This is a genomic window from Thermaerobacter subterraneus DSM 13965 (genome assembly GCF_000183545.2).
GTDB lineage: Bacteria > Bacillota > Sulfobacillia > Thermaerobacterales > Thermaerobacteraceae > Thermaerobacter > Thermaerobacter subterraneus.
The window spans coordinates 969,958-990,208 of sequence record NZ_JH976535.1; the positions used below are offsets into that span (position 1 = coordinate 969,958).

General features: G+C 72.2%; 17 protein-coding genes. 13 read left to right on the forward strand and 4 right to left on the reverse strand.

Translation table 11 applies throughout. From position 1 onward, the window contains the following. The first annotated feature begins 15 nt into the window (after positions 1–15). The 5 genes from THESUDRAFT_RS04080 to lpdA all read left to right on the forward strand — a co-directional run bounded on the left by THESUDRAFT_RS04080 (position 16) and on the right by lpdA (position 9,107). A complete protein-coding gene (locus tag THESUDRAFT_RS04080) occupies positions 16–3,402 on the forward strand; it encodes a Swt1 family HEPN domain-containing protein (protein WP_006903458.1) in 3,387 nt (1,128 codons plus the stop codon). Positions 3,403–3,596: 194 nt separating this feature from the next. Beyond that, positions 3,597–4,850, forward strand: a complete 1,254-nt coding sequence (pdhA, locus tag THESUDRAFT_RS04085; protein ID WP_006903459.1) for a pyruvate dehydrogenase (acetyl-transferring) E1 component subunit alpha — start codon at positions 3,597–3,599, stop codon at positions 4,848–4,850. Beyond that, on the forward strand, positions 4,850–5,827 hold the full coding sequence (locus THESUDRAFT_RS04090; protein ID WP_006903460.1) for an alpha-ketoacid dehydrogenase subunit beta: 978 nt from the start codon (positions 4,850–4,852) through the stop codon (positions 5,825–5,827). The genes pdhA and THESUDRAFT_RS04090 overlap by 1 nt, the downstream gene beginning before the upstream one ends. A gap of 142 nt (positions 5,828–5,969) precedes the next feature. After that, positions 5,970–7,595 carry a dihydrolipoamide acetyltransferase family protein gene (locus tag THESUDRAFT_RS04095; protein ID WP_006903461.1) on the forward strand — a complete coding sequence of 542 codons (1,626 nt, stop codon included), beginning with the start codon at positions 5,970–5,972 and terminating at the stop codon, positions 7,593–7,595. Between the two features lie 27 nt (positions 7,596–7,622). After that, complete coding sequence (gene lpdA, locus THESUDRAFT_RS04100) at positions 7,623–9,107, forward strand: dihydrolipoyl dehydrogenase (RefSeq protein WP_006903462.1); 1,485 nt, start codon at positions 7,623–7,625, stop codon at positions 9,105–9,107. Between the two features lie 194 nt (positions 9,108–9,301). On the opposite strand, the gene THESUDRAFT_RS04105 is transcribed toward lpdA, so the two are convergent. Next, positions 9,302–9,493 carry a hypothetical protein gene (locus THESUDRAFT_RS04105; protein ID WP_006903463.1) on the reverse strand — a complete coding sequence of 64 codons (192 nt, stop codon included), beginning with the start codon at positions 9,491–9,493 and terminating at the stop codon, positions 9,302–9,304. Positions 9,494–10,525: 1,032 nt separating this feature from the next. Here THESUDRAFT_RS04105 and THESUDRAFT_RS04110 point away from each other — a divergent pair. Continuing rightward, complete coding sequence (locus THESUDRAFT_RS04110) at positions 10,526–11,134, forward strand: ECF transporter S component (RefSeq protein WP_423219084.1); 609 nt, start codon at positions 10,526–10,528, stop codon at positions 11,132–11,134. A gap of 411 nt (positions 11,135–11,545) precedes the next feature. Here the strand turns inward: THESUDRAFT_RS04110 and THESUDRAFT_RS04115 are convergent, their stop codons facing one another. Continuing rightward, positions 11,546–11,917 carry a YunC family protein gene (locus tag THESUDRAFT_RS04115; protein ID WP_341349082.1) on the reverse strand — a complete coding sequence of 124 codons (372 nt, stop codon included), beginning with the start codon at positions 11,915–11,917 and terminating at the stop codon, positions 11,546–11,548. A 577-nt stretch (positions 11,918–12,494) separates the two neighbouring features. Between THESUDRAFT_RS04115 and THESUDRAFT_RS04120 the strand changes: the two genes are divergently transcribed. From THESUDRAFT_RS04120 to THESUDRAFT_RS04135, 4 genes are all read left to right on the forward strand, one after another. Continuing rightward, complete coding sequence (locus tag THESUDRAFT_RS04120; RefSeq protein WP_006903466.1) at positions 12,495–13,367, forward strand: hypothetical protein; 873 nt, start codon at positions 12,495–12,497, stop codon at positions 13,365–13,367. A 324-nt stretch (positions 13,368–13,691) separates the two neighbouring features. Further along, positions 13,692–15,014: a lipoyl synthase gene (gene lipA / locus THESUDRAFT_RS04125; protein WP_006903467.1), complete on the forward strand. Its 1,323-nt coding sequence runs from the start codon at positions 13,692–13,694 to the stop codon at positions 15,012–15,014. Then, positions 15,011–15,916 (forward strand): lipoyl(octanoyl) transferase LipB, encoded by a 906-nt coding sequence (gene lipB, locus THESUDRAFT_RS04130; protein ID WP_006903468.1) that lies wholly within the window; start codon positions 15,011–15,013, stop codon positions 15,914–15,916. The genes lipA and lipB overlap by 4 nt, the downstream gene beginning before the upstream one ends. Continuing rightward, positions 15,916–16,578: an MBL fold metallo-hydrolase gene (locus THESUDRAFT_RS04135; RefSeq protein ID WP_006903469.1), complete on the forward strand. Its 663-nt coding sequence runs from the start codon at positions 15,916–15,918 to the stop codon at positions 16,576–16,578. The genes lipB and THESUDRAFT_RS04135 overlap by 1 nt, the downstream gene beginning before the upstream one ends. Positions 16,579–16,596: 18 nt before the next feature. On the opposite strand, the gene THESUDRAFT_RS04140 is transcribed toward THESUDRAFT_RS04135, so the two are convergent. Then, positions 16,597–17,196, reverse strand: a complete 600-nt coding sequence (locus tag THESUDRAFT_RS04140) for a DUF2203 domain-containing protein (protein WP_006903470.1) — start codon at positions 17,194–17,196, stop codon at positions 16,597–16,599. Between the two features lie 163 nt (positions 17,197–17,359). Between THESUDRAFT_RS04140 and THESUDRAFT_RS04145 the strand changes: the two genes are divergently transcribed. After that, positions 17,360–17,920, forward strand: coding sequence for a deoxycytidylate deaminase (locus THESUDRAFT_RS04145; protein WP_006903471.1), 561 nt, complete (start codon positions 17,360–17,362; stop codon positions 17,918–17,920). A gap of 337 nt (positions 17,921–18,257) precedes the next feature. On the opposite strand, the gene THESUDRAFT_RS04150 is transcribed toward THESUDRAFT_RS04145, so the two are convergent. Then, a complete protein-coding gene (locus THESUDRAFT_RS04150; protein WP_006903473.1) occupies positions 18,258–19,259 on the reverse strand; it encodes a DUF421 domain-containing protein in 1,002 nt (333 codons plus the stop codon). Between the two features lie 140 nt (positions 19,260–19,399). Here THESUDRAFT_RS04150 and THESUDRAFT_RS13845 point away from each other — a divergent pair, with 140 nt between their 5' ends. Both THESUDRAFT_RS13845 and THESUDRAFT_RS04160 read left to right on the forward strand, forming a co-directional pair. Further along, a complete protein-coding gene (locus tag THESUDRAFT_RS13845) occupies positions 19,400–19,813 on the forward strand; it encodes a hypothetical protein (protein ID WP_006903475.1) in 414 nt (137 codons plus the stop codon). Between the two features lie 8 nt (positions 19,814–19,821). Beyond that, positions 19,822–20,187 carry a DUF4363 family protein gene (locus THESUDRAFT_RS04160; RefSeq protein WP_006903476.1) on the forward strand — a complete coding sequence of 122 codons (366 nt, stop codon included), beginning with the start codon at positions 19,822–19,824 and terminating at the stop codon, positions 20,185–20,187. Positions 20,188–20,251 lie beyond the last annotated feature (64 nt).

Consider the following 20,251-nt stretch of genomic DNA (forward strand, 5'->3'; position numbering starts at 1 on the left):
TTTGGGGGTGGGACCGTGGCCGTAAGCAACTACGAACGGGTCCGCAGGGCTCTCGAACTGCTGCGCAACGGGCTGGCGCCCTTCGTCGCCCGGGAGATCCGCCTCGCCCGCAAGGAGGGGCGGGTGGATGACCGCGTCCTCTTGCGCTTCGTCGACGATCCCCTGGTGGCCGAGAAGCCGGTGGAACAGTGGGACGTCGCCCTCCTCCTCAAGCTGATGTGGAACACGTGGAACGACGTGTTCAAGCATACCCTGGGCCAGGCCGAGCGCAGCTTCGTCTCCGAGATGCGCGATTGGCGCAACCGTTGGGCCCACCAGGAGCCCTTTAGCAGCGACGACACCTACCGGGTCCTCGATTCCGCCCGGCGCCTGCTGGCCGCCATCGCCGCCCCTGAGGCAGAGGAATTGGACCGTATGACCGCGGAGCTCCTGCGCATCCAGTTTGATGAAAAGGTCCGGCAGCAGCGGCGCAAGGCGGGCGGCTCCCTGATCGAGGCGGCGGCCAGCGGGATGCTCAAACCTTGGCGGGAGGTGGTGAGCCCCCACGAGGACGTGGCCGGCGGGCGCTACCAGCAGGCCGAGTTCGCTGCCGACCTGTGGCAGGTGTACCTCGGTGAGGCTCGGGACGAGTACCAGGATCCGGCCGAGTTCTTCCGTCGCACCTACCCGACCCAGAGCTTGAAGGGGCTGCTGGTGAATGCCGTACGACGGCTGTCCGGCCAGGGCGGCGACCCCGTGGTCCAGCTCCAGACCAATTTCGGCGGCGGCAAGACCCACTCCATGCTGGCACTGTACCACCTGTTCTCCGGCCTCGGGCCGGGGAGCCTCCCGGGCGTCGAGGACGTGCTCAGGGAGGCCGGCTTCACCTCCATCCCCCGGGCGCGGAGAGTGGTGCTGGTGGGCAATCGCATCTCCGTCGGCAACCCCAGCGTCAAGGACGACGGCACGGTGGTCCGCACCCTCTGGGGCGAGCTGGCCTGGCAGCTGGGGCGGCGGGACGCCTACGAGCGGGTGCGGGCCGACGACGAGCGGGCCACCAACCCCGGCGACACCCTGCGCCAGCTGCTGGCGGACTACGGGCCCTGCCTGATCCTCATCGACGAGTGGGTGGCCTACGCCCGCCAGCTCCACGACGCCGGCGACCTGCCCGCCGGCAGCTTCGAGACCCAGTTCACCTTCGCCCAGGCCCTGACCGAGGCGGTCAAGGCCGTCCCCCACGCCCTGCTGGTGGTGAGCCTGCCGGCGTCGGAGAGCCCCACCGCCACCCGCACCGGTGCCGAGGACGTCGAGGTAGGCGGCTCCCGCGGCCGGGAAGCCTTGGAGCGGCTGCGCAACGTTATCGGGCGCGTGGAGGTGCCCTGGCGGCCGGCCACCCCCGAGGAGAGCTTCGAAATCGTCCGGCGCCGGCTCTTCCAGCCCATGACGGACCCCGAGCAGTTCGAGGCGCGGGACGTGGTGGCCCGGGCCTTCATGGAGCTTTATGAGAAACATCCCGGGGAGTTCCCCGCCGAGTGCCGGCAGCCCCAGTACGAGCGCCGGATCAAGGCGGCCTACCCCATCCACCCCGAGGTCTTCGACCGCCTATACGGCGACTGGGCGACCCTGGTGCGGTTTCAGCGGACCCGGGGCGTGCTGCGGCTCATGGCCGCGGTGATCCACAGCCTGTGGGAGCAGGGAGACCGCAGCCCCCTGATCCTCCCCTCCACCCTGCCCATGAACGACTCGCGGGTGCAGTCGGAGCTCACCCGCTACCTGACGGACAACTGGGTCCCCGTGATCCAGCGGGACGTGGACGGCGAGGGCTCGCTGCCCCGGCAGATCGACGGCGAGTCGAACACCTTCGGTCGCTACGGTGCCGCCCGCCGGGTGGCCCGAACCATCTTCCTCGGTTCCGCCCCCACCTACACCGCGGCCAACCGGGGCCTGGACGACCGGCGGATCCGGCTGGGCTGCGTCGGACCCGGCGAGTCGCCCAACGTCTTCGGGGATGCCCTGCGGCGCCTGGCCAGCCGGGCGACCTACCTGTACACCGACGGGACCCGTTACTGGTACGCTCCCCAGCCCAACGTCAACAGCCTGGCGGAGGAACGGGCCGAGCAGCTCAAGGGCCAGCCCGACAGGGTGGCCGAGGAGATCGAGCGCCGTGTGCGGGACCAGGCGCGCCACGCTGCGGGCCCCTTCGCGGGGGTGCACCCCTTCCCCCGATCCAGCCAGGAGGTGCCGGACGAACCGGCCGCCCGGCTGGTGATCCTGGGCCTCGACGCCCCGCACCAGCGCAGCGGCGAGAGCCCCGCCCGGGCGGCCGCCGCCCAGATCCTCGAGTGGCGTGGCCACCAGCCCCGCGTGTACCGGAACACGCTGGTGTTCCTGGCGGTGGACCGCTCCCAGTTGGACGGCCTCGATGAGGCGGTCCGGCGCTACCAGGCCTGGGATTCCATCCTGCGGGAGCGGGAGGCCCTCAACCTGGACCCCCACCAGACCCGCACCGCCGAGCGGCAGAGGGCGGACGCCGATGCCACGGTGAACCTGCGCCTGGAGGAGGCCTTTCAATGGGTGCTGGTACCCGAGCAGCCCGACCCCCAGGGAGAGATGGAATGGGTGGCCGTGCGGTTGTCGGGCTCCGGGAACCTGGTGGAACGGGCCGGCAAGAAGCTGGTTCCTGACGGTCACCTGTACACCCAGCTCGGCGGCAACGTGCTGCGCCTGCAGCTGGACAAGGTGCCCCTGTGGCGCGGCGACCACGTGGAGGTCCGCCAGCTGGTGGAGGACTTCTTCCGCTACCTCTATCTCCCCCGGCTGCGGGATCCGTCGGTGCTGGTGGGTGCGATCGAGAACGGCGTGGGGATGCTGACGTGGCTGCAAGACGGCTTCGCGTATGCCGAGAGCTATGACGAGGCGGCCGGCCGTTACCGCGGGCTGAGGGCGGGGGAGGGGGTCTCCCTGGATGCCCTTGCTCCGGTGGGGCTGCTGGTTCGTCCGGCGGTGGCGGAACGGCAGCTCAAGGCCGAACTGGTCGGGCCGGCCGGAGCGGGTGATGTGGCCGGCGGAGGCCCGGCCGGGCAGCCCGCGACCGCCGGTGCCGCCGGGGTGACCGTGGCCGGTGTGGTGGTCGCTCCGGGCGGGGGCCAAGGGCCGGGGGCTGTGCCGGGCACGCCGCCCCAGCCCGTCTTTCGCCGCTTCTACGGCAGGGCCACCTTGAACCCCATGCGGGTGGGAGGGGATGCCGGGAAGATCGCCGAGGAGGTCATCGCCCACCTGGCGGCCCCGCCCGGGGCTGAGGTCCGGATCACGCTGGAGATCGAGGCGTCGCTGCCCGCGGGGTTCTCCGAGCCCGTGATCCGGACGGTGCGGGAAAACTGCAACACGTTGAAGTTCGAGGAGCACCACTTCGAAGAAGAGTAGGCCGCGCCCGTGGCGGGGTTGGGGCGGCGGGGTTGGGGCGGGGGTACCTGCCCGATCGCGGCAGGCAATGCCAGAGCACAACCGAACTGAACCCGGTGGGTTCGTTCCTAACGACCGTTTGTAAGCCTCGTTGGAAGCCTCGCGGCGCGGGGCCGCCCGCGCCGGGGGAGCTCCTGACAACAGGGGGGAGCGGCGTGGGCAGCTTGCACCACCTCCGGGAGGAGACCCTGGAGCTGGTCCGGGTGCTGGACCCCGACGGCAACCTGGTCGGGGAGCCGGCCCCGGATCTTACCGATGAGAAGCTGGTGGAGTTCTACCGGTGGATGGTCCTGGCCCGTACCTTCGACGAGCGCTGCCTCAACCTGCAGCGCCAGGGGCGCATGGGGACGTACGCCCCGCTGGCAGGGCAGGAGGCCGCCCAGGTGGGCAGCGCCTTTGCCCTGCAGCCCGAAGACTGGGTCTTCCCATCCTACCGCGAGCACGCGGTGACCATGATCCACGGCCTGCCCATGGAGAAGGTGCTGCTCTACTGGATGGGCCGGGAAGAGGGCAACCAGATCCCGCCGGAGGTCAACGTCTTCACCGTGGCGGTGCCCATCGCCACCCAGATCCCCCACGCCGTCGGCGCCGCCTGGGCCGCCAGGATCCGCGGCGACCGCCGGGCCTTCATCGTCTACTTCGGCGACGGCGCCACCTCCGAGGGCGACTTCCACGAGGGCTGCAACTTCGCCGGGGTCTTCAAGGCGCCGGTGGTCTTCTTCTGCCAGAACAACCAGTTCGCCATCAGCGTGCCCCTGCACCGGCAGACGGCGTCGGAGACCATCGCCCAGAAGGCGGTGGCCTACGGCTTCCCCGGGGTCCGGGTCGACGGCAACGACGTGCTGGCCGTGTACAAGGTGACCAAGGAGGCCCTGGACCGGGCCCGGGCCGGCGAGGGGCCGACCCTGATCGAGGCGCTGACCTACCGCTACGGGCCCCACACCACCGCCGACGACCCCACCCGCTACCGCGGGCGGGACGAGGTGGAGGAGTGGCGCCAGCGCCGGGATCCCCTGAACCGCATGCGGCGCTTCCTCATGGCCCGGGGCCTGCTGGACGAGGCCCAGGATCAGACCCTGGCCGAGGAAGCCCGGCAGCGGGTGGCGGCGGCGGTGCAGGCGGTGGAGGCCATGCCCAAGGCGTCGCCGGCGGCCATTTTCGATTACGTCTACGCCCAGCTGCCCTGGCACCTGGAAGAACAGCGGCGGGAGCTGCTGGCGGAACTGGGGGAGGCCGGGGCTGCGGGCGGCAGCTTTGCTGGGGGCGGGGCCCCGGGTCCGGGTGCGGGCGGTCCGGGCGGAGCGGCGGCCGGCGGGAGCGGCACGGCCGGTGGCCAGGGCGCTACCGCAGCGGGCGGGGCCCCGGGCGCCGCACCGGGCCGGGACGGCCAGCAAGGGGGTGGGCGGTGATGGCCAAGCTGACCATCGTCCAGGCGGTGGCCGACGCCCTGCGCACGGAAATGGAACTGGATGAACGGGTGGTCGTCCTGGGCGAGGACGTAGGCGTCAACGGCGGCGTCTTCCGGGCCACCGAAGGCCTCTACCAGCGGTTCGGCGAGAACCGGGTGATCGACACGCCGCTGGCCGAGTCGGCCATCGTGGGTACCGCCATTGGCATGGCCATCTACGGCCTGCGGCCCGTGGCGGAGATCCAGTTCGAGGGGTTCATGGCCCCGGCCTTTGACCAGATCGTCAACCACGCCGCCCGCATCCGGGCCCGCTCCCGCGGGCGGTTCACCTGCCCGCTGGTGATCCGGGCCCCCTGGGGCGGCGGTATCCGGGCGCCCGAGCACCACTCCGACAGCCCCGAGGCCTGGTACATCCACCAGCCGGGGCTCAAGGTGGTGATCCCCAGCACCCCCTACGACACCAAGGGCCTTTTGATCGCCGCCATCCGCGACCCCGACCCGGTGATCTTCTTCGAACCCAAGCGGATCTACCGCGCCTTCCGGCAGGAGGTGCCGGAGGAGGCCTACACCGTCCCCATCGGCCGGGCCCGCACGGTCCGGGAGGGGCGGGATGTGGCCATCTTCACCTGGGGCGCCATGGTGCGGATCGTGGAGGAAGCGGCGGAGGAACTGGCGGGCCGTGGCATCGAGTGCGAGATCGTCGACCTCAGGACCCTGAGCCCGGTGGACGTGGACGCCATCGTGGCGGCGGTGCAGAAGACGGGCCGGGCCCTGGTGGTCCACGAGGCGCCCAAGACGGCCGGCTTCGGGGCGGAGATCGTGGCCCTGATCAACGAGCGGGCCCTCCTGTACCTGGAGGCGCCGGTGTACCGGGTGGCGGGCTTCGACACCCCGATGCCCCTCTTCCACCTGGAAGACTACTACCTGCCCAACAAGGAACGGGTGATCCGGGGCGTGGAGCGGGTGCTGAACTTCTGACCCGGACTTCCGAGCCGGACGTCTGACCCGGGCTTGTGACCCGGGCTTCTGACCCGGGCTTCTGACCCGGGCCGTGGAGCGGGTGCTGGGCTCCTGGCCCGGGAACGGCCAGGTGCGGCCCCGGAAAAGCGAGGTGCGGCGGATGGCGTACGAATTCCGGTTGCCCGACGTGGGCGAGGGCATCCACGAAGGGGAGATCGTCCGCTGGCTGGTCAAGCCGGGGGACCGGGTGCACGAGGACCAGCCCCTGGTGGAGGTGCAGACCGACAAGGCCACGGTGGAGATCCCGTCCCCGGTGGCCGGCGTGGTGCTGGAGCTGCGCGGCAACGAGGGCGATGTGGTCCAGGTCGGCAGCGTGATCGTGGTGATCGAGACAGAAGCCCAGGGGGACGAACCGGCTGGGGCGGCGCCGGCTGCTGCTGCGGCCCCTGCGGCCCAGGCGGCGCCCCCGGCGGCGCCGCACCAGGCGCCCCCGGCTCCGGCGGCCGCGGGCCCGGCCGCGGCCCCGGGAGGGGTGCCGGCCGCCTCACCTGGGGTCACGCCGCCGCCCCCGCCTGGCCCGGCCGCGGTGCCCGGGGCGGATGCAGCGCGCGGGGCTCGGGCGCCGGGCGACGCAGCCCCGGCGGCCCCAGGCGGCGGGCCGGCGGCCGCAGCGCGGCGGGTCCTGGCCACCCCGGCCACCCGCCGGCTGGCCCGGGAGCTGGGGGTCGACATCCGGCAGATCCCCGGGACGGGCCCGGCGGGCCGGGTGACGGCCGAGGACGTGCGGGCCTTTGCCGCGGCCCGGGCAGCCGGGACGCCGGCGGTCACGGCGACTGCGGCCGGTGCAACGGCGGGTGGCGCGACGGTGGCGGCCCCGCCCGCAGCTCCGGGGGCAACGCCGGCCGTGGCACCCACTGCGCCAGCGGGTGCGGCCCCGTCTGCCGGACCGGCCGTTGCATCCCCTGGCGCCGCCGCGGCGACCCCGGCGGGGGTACCGGGGGTGGCCGCCGCAGCCACGGCGGGCGCGGCCAGGCCCGCGGCCGCGGCCGGTTCGGCCGCCAAGTGGGTCGTTGCAGCGGGAGGCGAGCAGCGCGTACCCTTGCGGGGCCTGCGCAAGCGCATCGCCGAGAAGATGGTCCAGTCCAAGTACACCGCCCCCCACGTGACCCACGTGGAGGAGGTCGACGTCACCGAACTGGCGGAGCTGCGGCGCAAGGCCCTGCCCCTGGCGGAGCAGCGGGGGATCAAGCTCACCTATCTACCCTTCATTGCCAAGGCCGTGGTGGCGGCCCTGCAGCAGTTTCCCATCTTCAACGCCAGCCTGGACGACGAGCGCCAGGAGATCGTGCTCAAGGGTTACTACCACATCGGTGTGGCCACGGCCACCGACGAGGGCCTCATCGTTCCCGTGGTGCGGGACGTGGACCGCAAGAGCATCTTCCAGCTGGCCCGGGAGATCGCGGCCTTGACCGAAGCGGCCCGGGCGCGGCGGATCGCCCTGGACGACGTGCGGGGTTCGACCTTCACCATCACCAACGTGGGCGCCCTGGGCGGCGGCGTGTGGTCCACGCCCATCATCAACTACCCCGAGGTGGCGATCCTGGGCGTGCACAAGTTCCGCGAGACGCCGGTGGTGCGGGATGGGCAGATCGTGGTGCGGACCATCACGTACCTCGCCCTGAGCTTCGACCACCGGGTGGCCGACGGGGCCGACGCGGTGCGGTTCGTCAACCGGATCAAGGAGTACCTGGAGCAGCCGAGCCTGCTGTTCCTGGAGATGGCCTGATGGCGGGGCAGAACGGGAGTGGATGGGATGGTCGTCGGCGAGGTGGCGACGGAGACCGAGGTCCTGGTCATCGGGGGCGGCCCGGGGGGTTACGTGGCCGCCATCCGGGCCGCCCAGCTGGGCAAGGACGTCACCCTGGTGGAGAAAGACCGCCTGGGCGGGGTGTGCCTGAACGTGGGCTGCATCCCCTCCAAGGCCCTGATCGATGCCGCCAAGGCCTATCACCGGCTGGCCCGGGAGGCGGAGCGGGGCATCGTGGTCGAGGGGGCGCGGCTGGACTTTGCCCGGTTGCAGGGCTGGAAGCAGTCGGTGGTCCAGCGGCTGACGGGCGGCGTGGAGCAGCTCCTCAGGGGCAACGGCGTGACGGTGGTGAAGGGGCGGGCCACCTTCACCGGGCCCAACCAGGTGCTGGTGGAAAACCCCGGTGGGGGCAACGAGGTCTACCGGTTCAAGCACTGCATCCTGGCCACGGGCTCGCGGCCCGTTGAGCTTCCGGGCTTCGCCTTCGACGGCATCCGCATCCTGGATTCCTCGGATGCCCTGACGTTGGACCACCTGCCCCTGCGGCTGGTGGTGATCGGGGGCGGGTACATCGGCCTCGAGCTGGGCACCGCCTTTGCCAAGCTGGGGTCGGAGGTGACGGTGCTGGAGCTGGCTGACCAGCTGCTCCCCGGCACCGATCCGGAGCTGGTGCAGGTGGTGGCCCGGCGCCTCCGCCAGCTGGGGGTCAAGGTCCACACCGGCGTCCGCGTCCTGGGGTGGGAAGAGGCGCCCGGCGGCGAGGGGGTCCGGGTGGTGTTCCGGCCCGAGCCCCGCGGGGAGGGGGCGGCGGGAGCCGGGGCGCCGGGATCGGCGGGTTCGTCCGGATCGGAAGAACAGGCCGTGGTGGCCGACGCGGTCCTGGTCAGCGTGGGCCGGCGGCCCAACACCGGCGGCCTGGGACTGGAGCTGGCGGGCGTGGAGCTGGACGAGCGGGGCCGGGTGAAGGTCGATGCCCAGCTGCGCACCAGCCAGCGGAACATCTTCGCCATCGGCGACATCGTGCCCGGTCCCATGCTGGCCCACAAGGCCAGCCGGGAGGGGATCGTGGCGGCGGAGGTCATCGCCGGGTTGCCCGCGGCGGCCGATTACGTGGCGGTGCCGGCACCCGTCTTCACCGACCCGGAGATCGCCACGGTGGGGCTGACGGAGGAACAGGCGCGCCAGCAGGGCTACGACCCGGTGGTCGGGCGGTTCCCCTACGCGGCCAACGGCCGGGCCCTGACCCTGGGCGAGCGGGACGGGTTCGTCAAACTGGTGGCCGATCGGGAGAGCAAGGTGGTCCTGGGGGCGGGCATCGTGGGGCCGGAGGCGTCCGACCTGGTGGCCGAACTGGCCCTGGCCATCGAGATGGGCGCCACCCTGGAGGATCTGGCCCTCACCATCCACGCCCACCCGACTTTAAGCGAGGCGGTGATGGAGGCGGCGGAGGCGGGGCTGGGCCACGCCATCCACGTGCTGGGGAAGCGGTAACGAGCGGTAACGGAGAGCGGTCACGGGGGGGGCAATGCCTCGACGGTCCGGTGTGCCGGGGGCGATTCCTCCCCTCCGGCATGCCGGCCGCATTCCGGCAGCGATTCCTTTGGATACCGGGGCGATCCCTCCGCTGGAGGCGATCGTCGAACGGCGCGACGGTGCATCAGCCCATGTCCATCAGCCCATGTCCATCAGCTCGTGCCAGCCGGCCCGCCGGTTCCGTTCCGCCGGCGGGCCATCACGGTGGACACGGCCCAGATGACGCCGCCGGCGATCAGGAGGAAGGGCAGCAGGCCCAGCCCCAGGGTAAGGGCGAAGATCCCCAGCCGCGCTACCAGCAGGAGCGCCAGCCCGGCCACCACCAGCGTCAATGCCCAGCCCATCCCGATCACCCCACCGGTTCGTCCGTTCCGGTTCACCCGGTTTCGCAGCAATAACCTGCCCGGAACGGCGGGGCCGCAGACCGGAGCCTTGTAACAGCGCGGGCAGGTCGAGGGCACGGCGGGCGACACCTGCGGCTGTTCCAGGTGCCGCCGGATTTCGCGGGCTGGCGGATCTCAGGTCTTGCCGGATCTGTTATAGTCATCTTAGAGGTGGGTTTTCGTCCGGACGGTCCTCACCTCCACATCACAATCCATGACCTTCCTTCGGGGCAGGGTGGAAGTCCCGACCGGCGGTGATGGCGGCGCGCCAGTCCTGGCGCGACCGCACCAGCCCGCGAACCGCGCGCCGGAGCACCCATGCCCGGGCCGAGGCAGGCAGGCCTCCCCGGCGCCGGTGCGGTGAAGGGCGCGGCCGATTCCGGTGAGAAGCCGGAGCCGACGGTGATAGTCCGGATGGGAGAAGGAAGGGACGCGGGATTTCCCGGGAGAGGCGAGCGCGGCCTTGCCGTGCTCGCCGGGTGGAGTGCCGCGCGCAGGTGTGCCGCGTCCTGGCGGTTGTCCCGCCATTGTGCACCGAGCACCTGGCGGACGTCCCGCGCACGTGGTGGTTGCGCTCCGCTACCGCGCACCTGGCACCGGGCGGATGGGCCCTGCTGGCGACGCCGGTGGCGGGGTGGGCCGGGGTCGCCGCGGCGGAGTGCCGCCAGCGTGCCGACCGCGGGGGTTCGGCGTTCGACCGCGGAATGTGCGGCGCCCGGTCGACGCCGGTGCGCCAGGGGAAGCCGGCCGGGGGTGCCGGCCGGGGGTCGTGGTCGACCGCGACGGGCGCTCGCAGTTGCGGCGCCATCTCCCGTGCGGGACGCCCGCGGTCGCGTGCGGCCGTGCGGATCACGCGAGCGCGGAATTCCGCGCGCCACCGGGAAATCGTTGACCCACGCGCAAGCCTACGGGTCCACCTGCGTCCGTTCCCCCGAAGGGCTGGGCGGGACGGGCTTTTTTGATGCCCGCCCGCACGCTCTGCGCAGGGGGTGCATGCCGGTGGTTCGTCGCATGGTGCGCCTGGCGCTCCTGGCGTCCATGGCGTTCCTGCTCATGCTGTGGGAGATCCAGCTGACGCCTCTCCTCCCCTTCATCCCGGCGTACCTCAAGTACGATCCCGGCGATCTGCCCGTGTTGATGGGCGGCTTCGCCTACGGCCCCGCGGCCGGCGCCACGGTGGCGCTGGTCAAGGACCTGCTGTTCCTCTTCTCGGGCAAGTCCACGGCGGGTTGGGTCGGGATCGCCGCCAACCTGCTGGCCAGCCTGGCCTATGTGGTGCCGGCCGCGTGGCTTTACCGGAAGATCGGCAGCCGCTGGGCCCTGGCCCTGGCCATGCTGGTGGGGACCGCCAGCACCAGCGCTGTGATGGCCGTGGCCAACTACTTCGTCTTCCTGCCGCTGTGGGGGGTGCCCGCCGAGCAGGTGGGGGCCACGGTGGTCACCGCCATCACTCCCTTCAACCTGATCAAGGGCCTGGCCACCGGGGTGTTGGCGCTGGTGGCCTACCCGCGCATCGCCCGCGTGCTGGAGGACCCCGTCTTCACCACGCCGGTGGCCGAGGGCTGGGCGGGCCAGGCGGCCGGGGAGCCGCGGCGCCCGTAGGGGGAGCCCGGCGGGCTGCAGCGCCAGGCGAGCTGCGGAGCCTGGCGGCCCGCGGCGCGGGGCCTGGCGGCTGCAGTGCATGACGCGCGCAGGGCGCTGGGCGCGGGCCCGGGGGGCGCCTGCACCTGGCAGGCCCTGGGCTGGCCGTGCCCCGGCGTCCTCGCCCAGGAAAAGGGGGCCGGTTTCTGCGGAGGAACCGGCCCCCTGCCTTCTCCGCGCCCTGCCCTCCTTCATGGCGACGGGCCGGCGACCCCGGCGGCCGCCGGGCAGGCGGGCTTGACCGCCCGCCCCCCGCCCGCCTCTTCCGGGCTTTTCGTGGGCCGTTGACCCGGGCTTCCAGGCTTCGGCCGGCTCTTCGGTACCCCCTTCTCCCGGCCCCGAGCCCAGCCCATGGCCTCCTCCCCCAGCCCTTCACCCGGCCGCCGGGCCCGGGTCGTCGCCGCCGGCCGCCGTCACGGCGGGAGCCGGTTCCACCGCCAGGAGGCGTTCCAGGGCGTCGCGCCCCGTCATCCCCGGGTGAATACCCAACTCCCGCGCCGCGCTGGTGACCGACTCCAGCGGGCGCTCCAGGAGATCGCTGAAGTCGCGGACGCCGAGAGCGCGGCCCGCCACGATGCGGCGGGCTCCGAGTAGGTCGTCCAGCAGGCGCACGTCCAGGGCGCCGCACATGATGTACCCGGCGGGGGTCGCGATGGCCACCAGCCGGGTCTTGGGCAGTTCCACCTTCACGCCGACGGCCGTTCCGCCCTTGAGGGGGATGGGCCGAACCTCGACCACAGGCATTCCCTCCCGATGGCGCGGGCGCATGGTGCGGGCGCAGCGCGCCCGTTCCGTGCGGAGCCCGCCGGTCCGGTTACGGGCCGCCCCGGTGCCGGGGGCGGGGGCCCTCCGGGGAAACCGCGGCAACCGCGGCGGATCCCGGCTTGAGGGCCCGCCGCTGGCCGGGGTCGCCGCCCGGACCTGGGCCCCTGGAACCGCTGGCTAGGGCATTGTATGGCCGCCCGTGGGCCGCCGCCCCACACGGGGCGGCAGGCGGGACTCCTCCCTGCACGTCCCGCTCGCAGGAGCGGGGCTCACCTCTTCTCCGGTACGCCATCTGGCTGCCTCGTGGCCCGTGGCCTGCCCGTCCCGGCGAGACGGCGGTCCGTGACCGGGGGACCGGCCGCCCTTGACCCGTGGAGCCCCCGGCGTGACCGGCCGTGACGGGTAGAGTGACCGGCTTGACCGGCCGGACGGGACCGGCCGGGCTGCCGGGCGGACGGCCCCCGGTGCCGGGAGATGGTGGCAACTGGAAGGTATAGCAGCCGGGGGCTTCCGCAATCTAACCGCTGGAAACAGCTAGCCGTCAGGGGGGATCATCGTGGACGAACCCAGCGCCTTTGGTGGCCCGAGCCACGCTCGTTACGGCGCAACGCCGCAATCGTACAACCCGCAGGAGCAGTACACTTCCCAGTGGCAGTCGCCGGCGGGCGGGCAGGGCCTGGGCAACCAGGCTTCGGGCCAGTTCCAGAACCAGGCCGGCCAGGCCGGCGGGCAATTGGGCCAGTACGGCCAGTTCGGGCAGGCTGGCGGCCAGGCCGGCCAGTACGGGCAGTTCCAGAGCCAGGCGGGGGCGTATGGCCAGTTCCAGAACCAGGCCGGGCAGTTCGGGCAGTATGGCCAGAGCGCCCATGCCCAGTACGGCGCCACGGCCCAGAGCTACGATCCCGCGGAAAACTACAGCAGCCGCTGGCAGTCCCAGGCCGGTGCGGGTAACATGAGCAACCAGGCCGGGGGCGCCAGCTATGGCGCCGCGGGGGCTGGCCAGTACGGCCAGCCGTACGGGCAAGCCGGCGGCCAGTATGGCCAGTTCCAGAACCAAGCCGGGCAATTCGGCCAGTACGGCCAGTATGGCCAGGCGGGTGCCCAGGCGGGAGCCCCGTACGGTCAGTACGGCGGCCAGTACACCCAGAGCACGGCAGGCCAGTTCCAGAGCCAGGTAGGCCAGTACGGCCAAGCCGGAGGCCAGTATGGCCAGTTCCAGAACCAGGCGGGGTCATCCGCCCAGTTCCAGGGCCAGGCCGGCCAGTACGGGCAGTTCCAGGGCCAGGCCGGCCAGTACGGGCAGGCCGGCCCGGGCGGCCATGCCCAGTACGGCGCCACGGCCCAGAGCTACAACCCGGCGGAGAACTACTCCGCCAAATGGCAGTCGGCCACGGCCAACGAGCAGGCGGGTGGCGCTTTCCGGGGTTGACGTGACCGCCGCCGGTGCGGTCGTCCAGGGGGCCGGGTTCCATCCCGGCCCCCTTGTCGCGTTGACGGCCGGTGCTGTGCTGCCGTCGCGGCTCCCCGAGCCGGGGGAGCCCGCGGTGGGAACTGGTGGGCACAACGCGCCGCACGGCCCCCGCCGCAAGGCCTCGGCCTGAAGGCCCCTGCCGAAAGTCCCCGCCCGCAGGTACCTGCCCGTGGAAACCCGCCCGGGAGGAACCCGGCGCCCGAAGGCGAAGGCCCATTTGGCAGCCGCGCCGGGCCGGCCGGCCCTGCGGCGGCCACCCCAATGAAGGTGGGATCGCGCCCCATGGAAGCCCTTCACCGGAATGGAAGCTCGCCCGAAACGGAAGCGCTGGCGGGACCGCAGGAGCCTCGGTCCGGCGCCGGCCCGGCCATCGTACCTGCTTCCCCGGCGGCTCGCCCTGGCCAGGCAGGTGCCGGCCAGGAAACCGGTCCGGCTCTTCCCGGGCCCGACGCCGCCGCCACGGCCCAACCCGGCCGCTCCCCCGCTGGGGCCGGACCGGCGCCGGCGGCCGGTGGATCCGGCTCCGATGCCCGTACCCGAGGGTTTCGTGACCTCCCGGCGGCGGACGGCCATGCCCTGGCCGGCGGTCACGCCGGGCGCCGCCATCCTGACTGGCTCAAGGTGCGGCTGGCCCAAGGGCCCAATTACAACCGGCTCAAGCGGCTGCTGCGCGGCATGAGCCTGCACACCGTCTGCGAAGAGGCCCGCTGCCCCAACATCTACGAGTGCTTCGAGAACCTGACCGCCACCTTCATGATCCTGGGGAACATCTGCACCCGGGCCTGCCGGTTCTGCGCCGTCACCACGGGCCGGCCCACCGAGCTGGATTGGGCGGAGCCGGAGCGGGTGGCGGATGCCGTCCAGCGCCTGGGCCTGCAACACGTGGTGGTCACGTCGGTGGCGCGGGACGACCTCCGGGACGGGGGCGCCGCCGTCTTCGCCGAGACCATCCGGGCCATCCGGCGCCGCTGTCCCGATACCGCGGTCGAGGTGCTGATCCCCGACTTCAACGGCGACTGGGACGCCCTGCAGGTGGTCCTGGACGCCGAACCCGACATCCTGAACCACAACGTGGAGACGGTGCGGCGCCTCTCCGACCGGGTGCGCTCGCGGGCCCGATACGACCGGTCCCTGGCCCTCCTGGCCGAAGCCAAGCGGCGGGCACCCCACATCAAGACCAAGTCGGGCCTGATGCTGGGATTGGGCGAGACGTGGGACGAGATCCTGCAGACCCTGCGGGACCTGCGGGCCCACCAGGTGGACATCGTCACCATCGGCCAGTACCTGCGCCCGACCCGGGAGCCCGTCCATCTCCCGGTGGAGAAGTACTACCACCCGGACGAGTTCGCGGAGCTCAAGCGCATCGGCCTGGCCATGGGCTTTTCCCACGTGGAATCCGGCCCCCTGGTGCGGAGCTCGTACCATGCCCACGAGCAGGCCGACCGGGCGCGCCGGCGGGACGGGGCGGGGGACGAAGCCGCACCGGCGCAGGTCCAGGCCGGGCCCCCGGAGACCCACCGCGGGGCCCCAGCCCAGGCGGCCCCCTTGGCAACGGTCCATGGCCTGCAGGCTGCCCGGGCAGCGGGGGGCGCAGCGGGAGCATGAATCCCCCAACCGGTCCCCACACCGGGATACGGACCGGTGGCATCATAAGAACCGCCACCGCCACCGGCGCGGGTGGCGCCGCGGGGCCCCAGCGGGCCGTCCCAGCGGCATCCGCTGCCGGCCCGGCGCTGCCGGACGGCCCGCCCGTCCTGCGGGTCACCTGGCTGCCCGGCCTCACCCCCTACGAACCGGCCTGGCGGCTGCAGGAGCGACTGGCCCGGGCCCGGGGCGAGGGCCGGGTGCCGGACCTGTTCCTCCTGCTCCAGCACCCGCCGGTCTACACCGTGGGCCGCAGCGGCCGCGACGACGAGATCCTGCTCAGCCCCACCCTGCGCCGGCAGCGGGGTGTGGAGGTGTTCCACATCGACCGCGGGGGCAAGGTCACCTATCACGGCCCGGGGCAGCTGGTGGGCTACGGCATCGTCGACCTGAAGAACCTGCCCGGGGGCCTCAAGCGCTATGTCCACGGCCTGGAGGAAGCCCTGGTGGCGACCCTGGCCCGCTTCGGCGTCGTAGCCCACCGGGAGGACGGGCTGGTGGGCGTGTGGGCCGGCCGTGAGAAGATCGCCGCCATCGGCATCCGCGTGAGCCGGGGCGTCACCTGGCACGGGTTCGCTCTCAACGTGGACCCCGACCTGGCCTATTTCGGCGGCATCATCCCTTGCGGCATCACGGACCGGGGCGTCACCTCCATGGCCCGCTTGCTGGGCCGGGCACCGGCCCTGGAAGCGGTGGCGCAGGTGGCCGCGGAGGAACTGGCCCGGGTCCTGGGGCGCCGCCTGGAGTGGACCGGCGACTCAGGCTGGCTCGAGGCGTGGGGGTACCGGCCGGCTGGCCAGGCGGCCGGTCAGGGTGCGGAGGGCGCGGCGGCCTCCCCGGCCACCAGGGAGGGGACCGGGTGATGGAGCCCACCTTGCGGGTGCTGGCCTTTCCCCTGGGGCCCGTCCAGGCCAACGGGTACGTGCTGCTGGATGATGCCGGCAAGGTCGCGGTGCTGGTCGACGCCCCCCATGACCCCGATCCCATGCTGGAAGCCGTCCGGGGTTACCGGGTGGCGGCGGTGCTGCTCACCCACGCCCACTTCGACCACATCGGCGGCCTCCAGGCGATCAAGGAAGCCACGGGGGCTCCGGTGTGGATCCACCGCAACGAGGCGAGCTGGCTAGGAGATCCCCAGCTGAACCTGTCGGTCTGGCTGGAGCCGGTGGTGGCGCCGCCGGCGGATCACCTGCTGGAGGGCGGCGAGCGCCTGGCGTTCGGGTCCATGGAATTCGAGGTGCGCTTTACTCCCGGGCACAGCCCCGGGCACGTGGTGTACGTGGGCCGCGGTGCCGCCGAGGGGCTGGTGCTGGCTGGCGACACCCTCTTCGCCGGCGGGATCGGCCGCACCGACCTGCCGGGCGGGGATCTGGAGACGTTGCTCCAGAGCATTCACCGGGAACTGATGGTGTTGCCCGACGCCACCCGGGTGCTGCCGGGCCATGGGCCGGAAACCCGCATCGGGACCGAGCGCGTGGCCAACCCCTTCCTCCGGTTGCGGTCCGCCGGTCGGGGCCTGGATTGATGGCGAGACGGGTGGTGGTCAGGCCTCCCGGTCCGGGCCGGCCGGTTCGTCCGGACCGGTGCCGGGACCCGTGGATCCGTTGTGACCGGCGGCGCGGCGCCAGCGCGGCGGTGAGGACCCCGCGCTGGATCCCCCCGGGCCGATGCCCTCCGACGCCGCGTCCCAGCCGGCGGGGCCGCAGGAAGCAGAGCCACCGCCCCGTGCGGGTGGGATCGGCTTGCGGCCGCGAAAGCCCTCATGCTCGCCGTGGTAGTAGGCAACCCGGGGCTCTCCCAGCCGCCAGCAGAGGAGCACGGGCTCTCCGTTCAGGCGCGCCGGAAAATCCACCAGGCCCAGGTCGACATCCTTGACCAGGCAGCCCAGGCTGTGGATCTCCGCCAGCAGCTGGTTGGCCTCTTCCACCGCTGCCCGCAGCGCCTGCCGCGCCAGCTTGTAGTCGTAGGACATGATCAGGGTGCCGTCGGGCTTGTAGCCGACGGCCTCGATCTGCTCCATCTCCCGGTACGACTGGCGCGCCTTCTGGTAGAGGCGGCGCAGGCGCAGGAGCCGCTGCCGGATGACGGGCAGCAGGGCGGTGGCCTCTTCGGGGGTGAAGAACTTGCGGCCTCCGGCGGGCATCGCGGTCACCTCGACTCAAACTGGTGTTATTGTAACATCGCCGCAGGCGGCGGCAACGGCTGACCCATCCAGCCGGCCGTGCAAGCCGCCGGGGAGTCTGGGCAAGCGGTCGCCGGGCACTCCACTTAGGCGGTCAGGCAATCAGGCGGGGAGGAAAGCGCCGATGGCCGAGCAGCAGAGCGCGCAGGATCCACCAGCCCGGGCGGATCAAGCCGTCCGGCCCCACCCGCACCCGGAGCCGGCTCCTCCGGCCGGGTCACGCCAGGAGGATCCGGCCGACCAGCGGCCCCCCTGGGATGCCTATTTCATGGAACTGGCGGAGGTGGTGGCGAGGCGGTCCACCTGCCCGCGCCGCCACGTGGGGGCGGTGCTGGTGCGGGACCGGCGCATCCTGGCCACCGGCTACAACGGGGCGCCACCGGGGTTCCCCCACTGTACCGAGGCCGGTTGCCTGATGCAAGACGGGCATTGCGTCCGCACCATCCACGCCGAAGCCAACGCCATCCTCCAGGCGGCCTTGCACGGGGTCACCGTGAAGGGCAGCACGCTCTACACCACGGCCACCCCTTGCCTCCACTGCGCCAAGCTGCTGATCGGCGCAGGGGTGGTGCGGGTGGTCTACCGGGACTGGTACCCCGACCCGCGGGCGGTGGAATTCCTGGAGCGGGCGGGGATCCCGCTGGAGCCCATGGCGGGCGGTGCCGGGGGACCGGCCCCCGCATGACGGCCCCCGTGTTGGGGCACGAGCACGCCGGCGGGCCGGTGGCTGCCGGGCAAGAGCCGCTGCCAGGCAAGAGCCGCAAAAAGCAGAGGCGCTGCGCGGGTGGCGCATCGCCTCTGCTGGGGGCATGGGTACCCTCCGGCCCGGCTCCGGGCGGGCGGGGCAGGCGACCGCCCGGCAGGGCCGGAAGCTTTGGGGCCAGCGGTGAGGAACCTGGCCGGTTGACGAGGGGCGGGGCATGCTGCAGGTCCCCTCGTCGCTATGGGTTTTCGACACCTCGTTTCGTATCCCTGCTTCTTTCGGGGGGCGAATTGATTAATTCAAACCCTAAACCGCTGGGCTATCTCACCAGGGCGTCCAGATCCTTCAGGATCTCCCCCGTTTTCCGGGCGTACTCCTCATACATTTGACGAGCCTCGGGGTCTTCCGTTTCCAGGGCCCAGCTGGCGAAGTCCGCCTGGAGGGATTCCAGGTCGGCGCCCAGGGTGGCCCGGAGCGAGGGCTGGGTGATGGTCTGGGTGTCCTGCTTGAGGTCCACGTACAGCTGGTTGCCGATGATCTGGCCCACCATCACCTGGCTCGGGTCGTCGACCCCGTTGCGCAACAGCTCCTGGCGCAGCCAGGCCTCGTCCTTGCCCGCCGCGCGCAGGGAGTTGGGAAGAACCTGCCCGTCCGCAATCACCACATACGGGAATTCAGGGCGGGACGGGGTCAGCACGCCCGCGGTCTTTGCCGTCAGCGGCTCATGTTCGGGTTTCTTGAGAACCGTGAGCTGCCCGTCGGTTTCCATGAGGGCCCAGTCCACCTGGCGCAGGTCGAAGATGTTCTTCTGGCGCAGCAGCTCCATGAGCTCCGCCACCGAGAGCCGGGCCATCCGCAAGCCCTTCTCCTGCACCTGGCCCCGGGCGACCACCACCACGGGCTCCCCTTCGATGAACTTGCGCGCCGCGTTGCTGTTTTGCTGCAGGTAGGTCAGTGCGAGTGCAGCCAGCGCCCACACGGCCACGCCCACGATACCGTCGAGGAACCGGTTCTGGGGATCGGTGGAGGTCTGGGCGGCGATGGACCCGATGGTGATCCCCACCACGTACTCGGTGAACGTCAGCTGGGACACCTGCTTGCGGCCCACGAACCGGGTCAGGAAGAAGAGCCAGACGAACGCGATGATCGACCGGATCAGCACCAGTAGTGTTTCCGGCACCCGCACGTCCCCCCAAGCCACCGTCCGGATCACGTCGACGCAAAACCGCGCAACCGGCGGTCCCTCCGCCGGCAAGGCCCGGCAGCGGCACTGATCAGGCCGGGTCGAACGGGCGGTGACGCCCGCCCGCCGGCCGGTCACGCCTGTCCGCTCCCAGTGTCTGCGGCACTGGCGCGAAATACGCACCCCGCCGGCGGGGGATACTCGCAAGCGACGGGCCTTCGCCATGGGATGGATTCCGCAGGAAGCCGCGACCGGCCGTTGCAAGGAGGGCCTGTGGCATGACGACCTACGCCAAGCTGTTGCGGGCGGCGGCGACCCTGAAGCGGGTACGGGCAGGACTGGATTCCCTCGCCGCCAGCGCGCAGTCGGAAGAAGAGCGGGAGCGCCTGCGCCGGGCGGCGGCCCAGGCGCGGGTGATGGAGCAGGGACTGGAACGCCGCATTCGCAAGGTGGCGGCGGAGGAACCGGAATACCCGCGCCAGTCGCCTGGAGGCGAGCTGTTCGGCGCCGACGGGCACAACGACCACCGTCCCCCGGCCCGGGAGCGGCCCGAGCCCCCGGCCGAGGTGGCACCCGGCGAGCCGCTGGCCGGAGCCCAGGGGAGTCCCCGCCGGCGGCGGGGCAAGGCCGAACCGGTGGCCGCAGGCCGGGGCGCCGCCGGCGGCGGGGCGGCCGGCGGCGGTAAGGAGTAGCCGGGTCCATGAAGGCACGGCGCTACATCATCGTCACCCTGCTGGTGATCATGGGGATCGCCCTGGGCGTGGCGCCGACGTACTTCCGCAAGCCCCTGACCCCTAGCGGCTCCATCGGCCAGGGCATCCAGGCGACGCGGGAGGCCGTCCAGGCGGAGGACTGGCAGCGGGCCGCCGCCCTCGCCGCGCGCCTGGAATCCGAGTGGAAAAGGGTGAGGGTGCCCGTGGCGGTGAACAGCGATGCCACGGCCATCCGGGACTTTGAGGCCCAGCTGGCCACGTTGCGTGCAGCCATCGAGCTGCAGGACAAGAGCGAAGCCATCACCGCCCTGGCCCTGATGACCACCCTCATCGAAGACATCGGCACCTACTGACGGGGCATGGCGAACCGGGTAACCCAAGGGCCCATCGGCTGCGGGGCACGGGCCGGGCAAGGCA

Coding starts and splice junctions, on each gene's coding strand:
- THESUDRAFT_RS04090 (WP_006903460.1), top strand. CDS start 4,850: ATGGCCAAGCTGACCATCGTCCAGGCGGTGGCCGACGCCCTGCGCACG.
- THESUDRAFT_RS04095 (WP_006903461.1), top strand. CDS start 5,970: ATGGCGTACGAATTCCGGTTGCCCGACGTGGGCGAGGGCATCCACGAA.
- lpdA (WP_006903462.1), top strand. CDS start 7,623: ATGGTCGTCGGCGAGGTGGCGACGGAGACCGAGGTCCTGGTCATCGGG.
- THESUDRAFT_RS04105 (WP_006903463.1), bottom strand. CDS start 9,493: ATGGGCTGGGCATTGACGCTGGTGGTGGCCGGGCTGGCGCTCCTGCTG.
- THESUDRAFT_RS04110 (WP_423219084.1), top strand. CDS start 10,526: ATGCCGGTGGTTCGTCGCATGGTGCGCCTGGCGCTCCTGGCGTCCATG.
- THESUDRAFT_RS04115 (WP_341349082.1), bottom strand. CDS start 11,917: ATGCCTGTGGTCGAGGTTCGGCCCATCCCCCTCAAGGGCGGAACGGCC.
- lipA (WP_006903467.1), top strand. CDS start 13,692: ATGGAAGCCCTTCACCGGAATGGAAGCTCGCCCGAAACGGAAGCGCTG.
- lipB (WP_006903468.1), top strand. CDS start 15,011: ATGAATCCCCCAACCGGTCCCCACACCGGGATACGGACCGGTGGCATC.
- THESUDRAFT_RS04135 (WP_006903469.1), top strand. CDS start 15,916: ATGGAGCCCACCTTGCGGGTGCTGGCCTTTCCCCTGGGGCCCGTCCAG.
- THESUDRAFT_RS04140 (WP_006903470.1), bottom strand. CDS start 17,196: ATGCCCGCCGGAGGCCGCAAGTTCTTCACCCCCGAAGAGGCCACCGCC.
- THESUDRAFT_RS04145 (WP_006903471.1), top strand. CDS start 17,360: ATGGCCGAGCAGCAGAGCGCGCAGGATCCACCAGCCCGGGCGGATCAA.
- THESUDRAFT_RS13845 (WP_006903475.1), top strand. CDS start 19,400: ATGACGACCTACGCCAAGCTGTTGCGGGCGGCGGCGACCCTGAAGCGG.
- THESUDRAFT_RS04160 (WP_006903476.1), top strand. CDS start 19,822: ATGAAGGCACGGCGCTACATCATCGTCACCCTGCTGGTGATCATGGGG.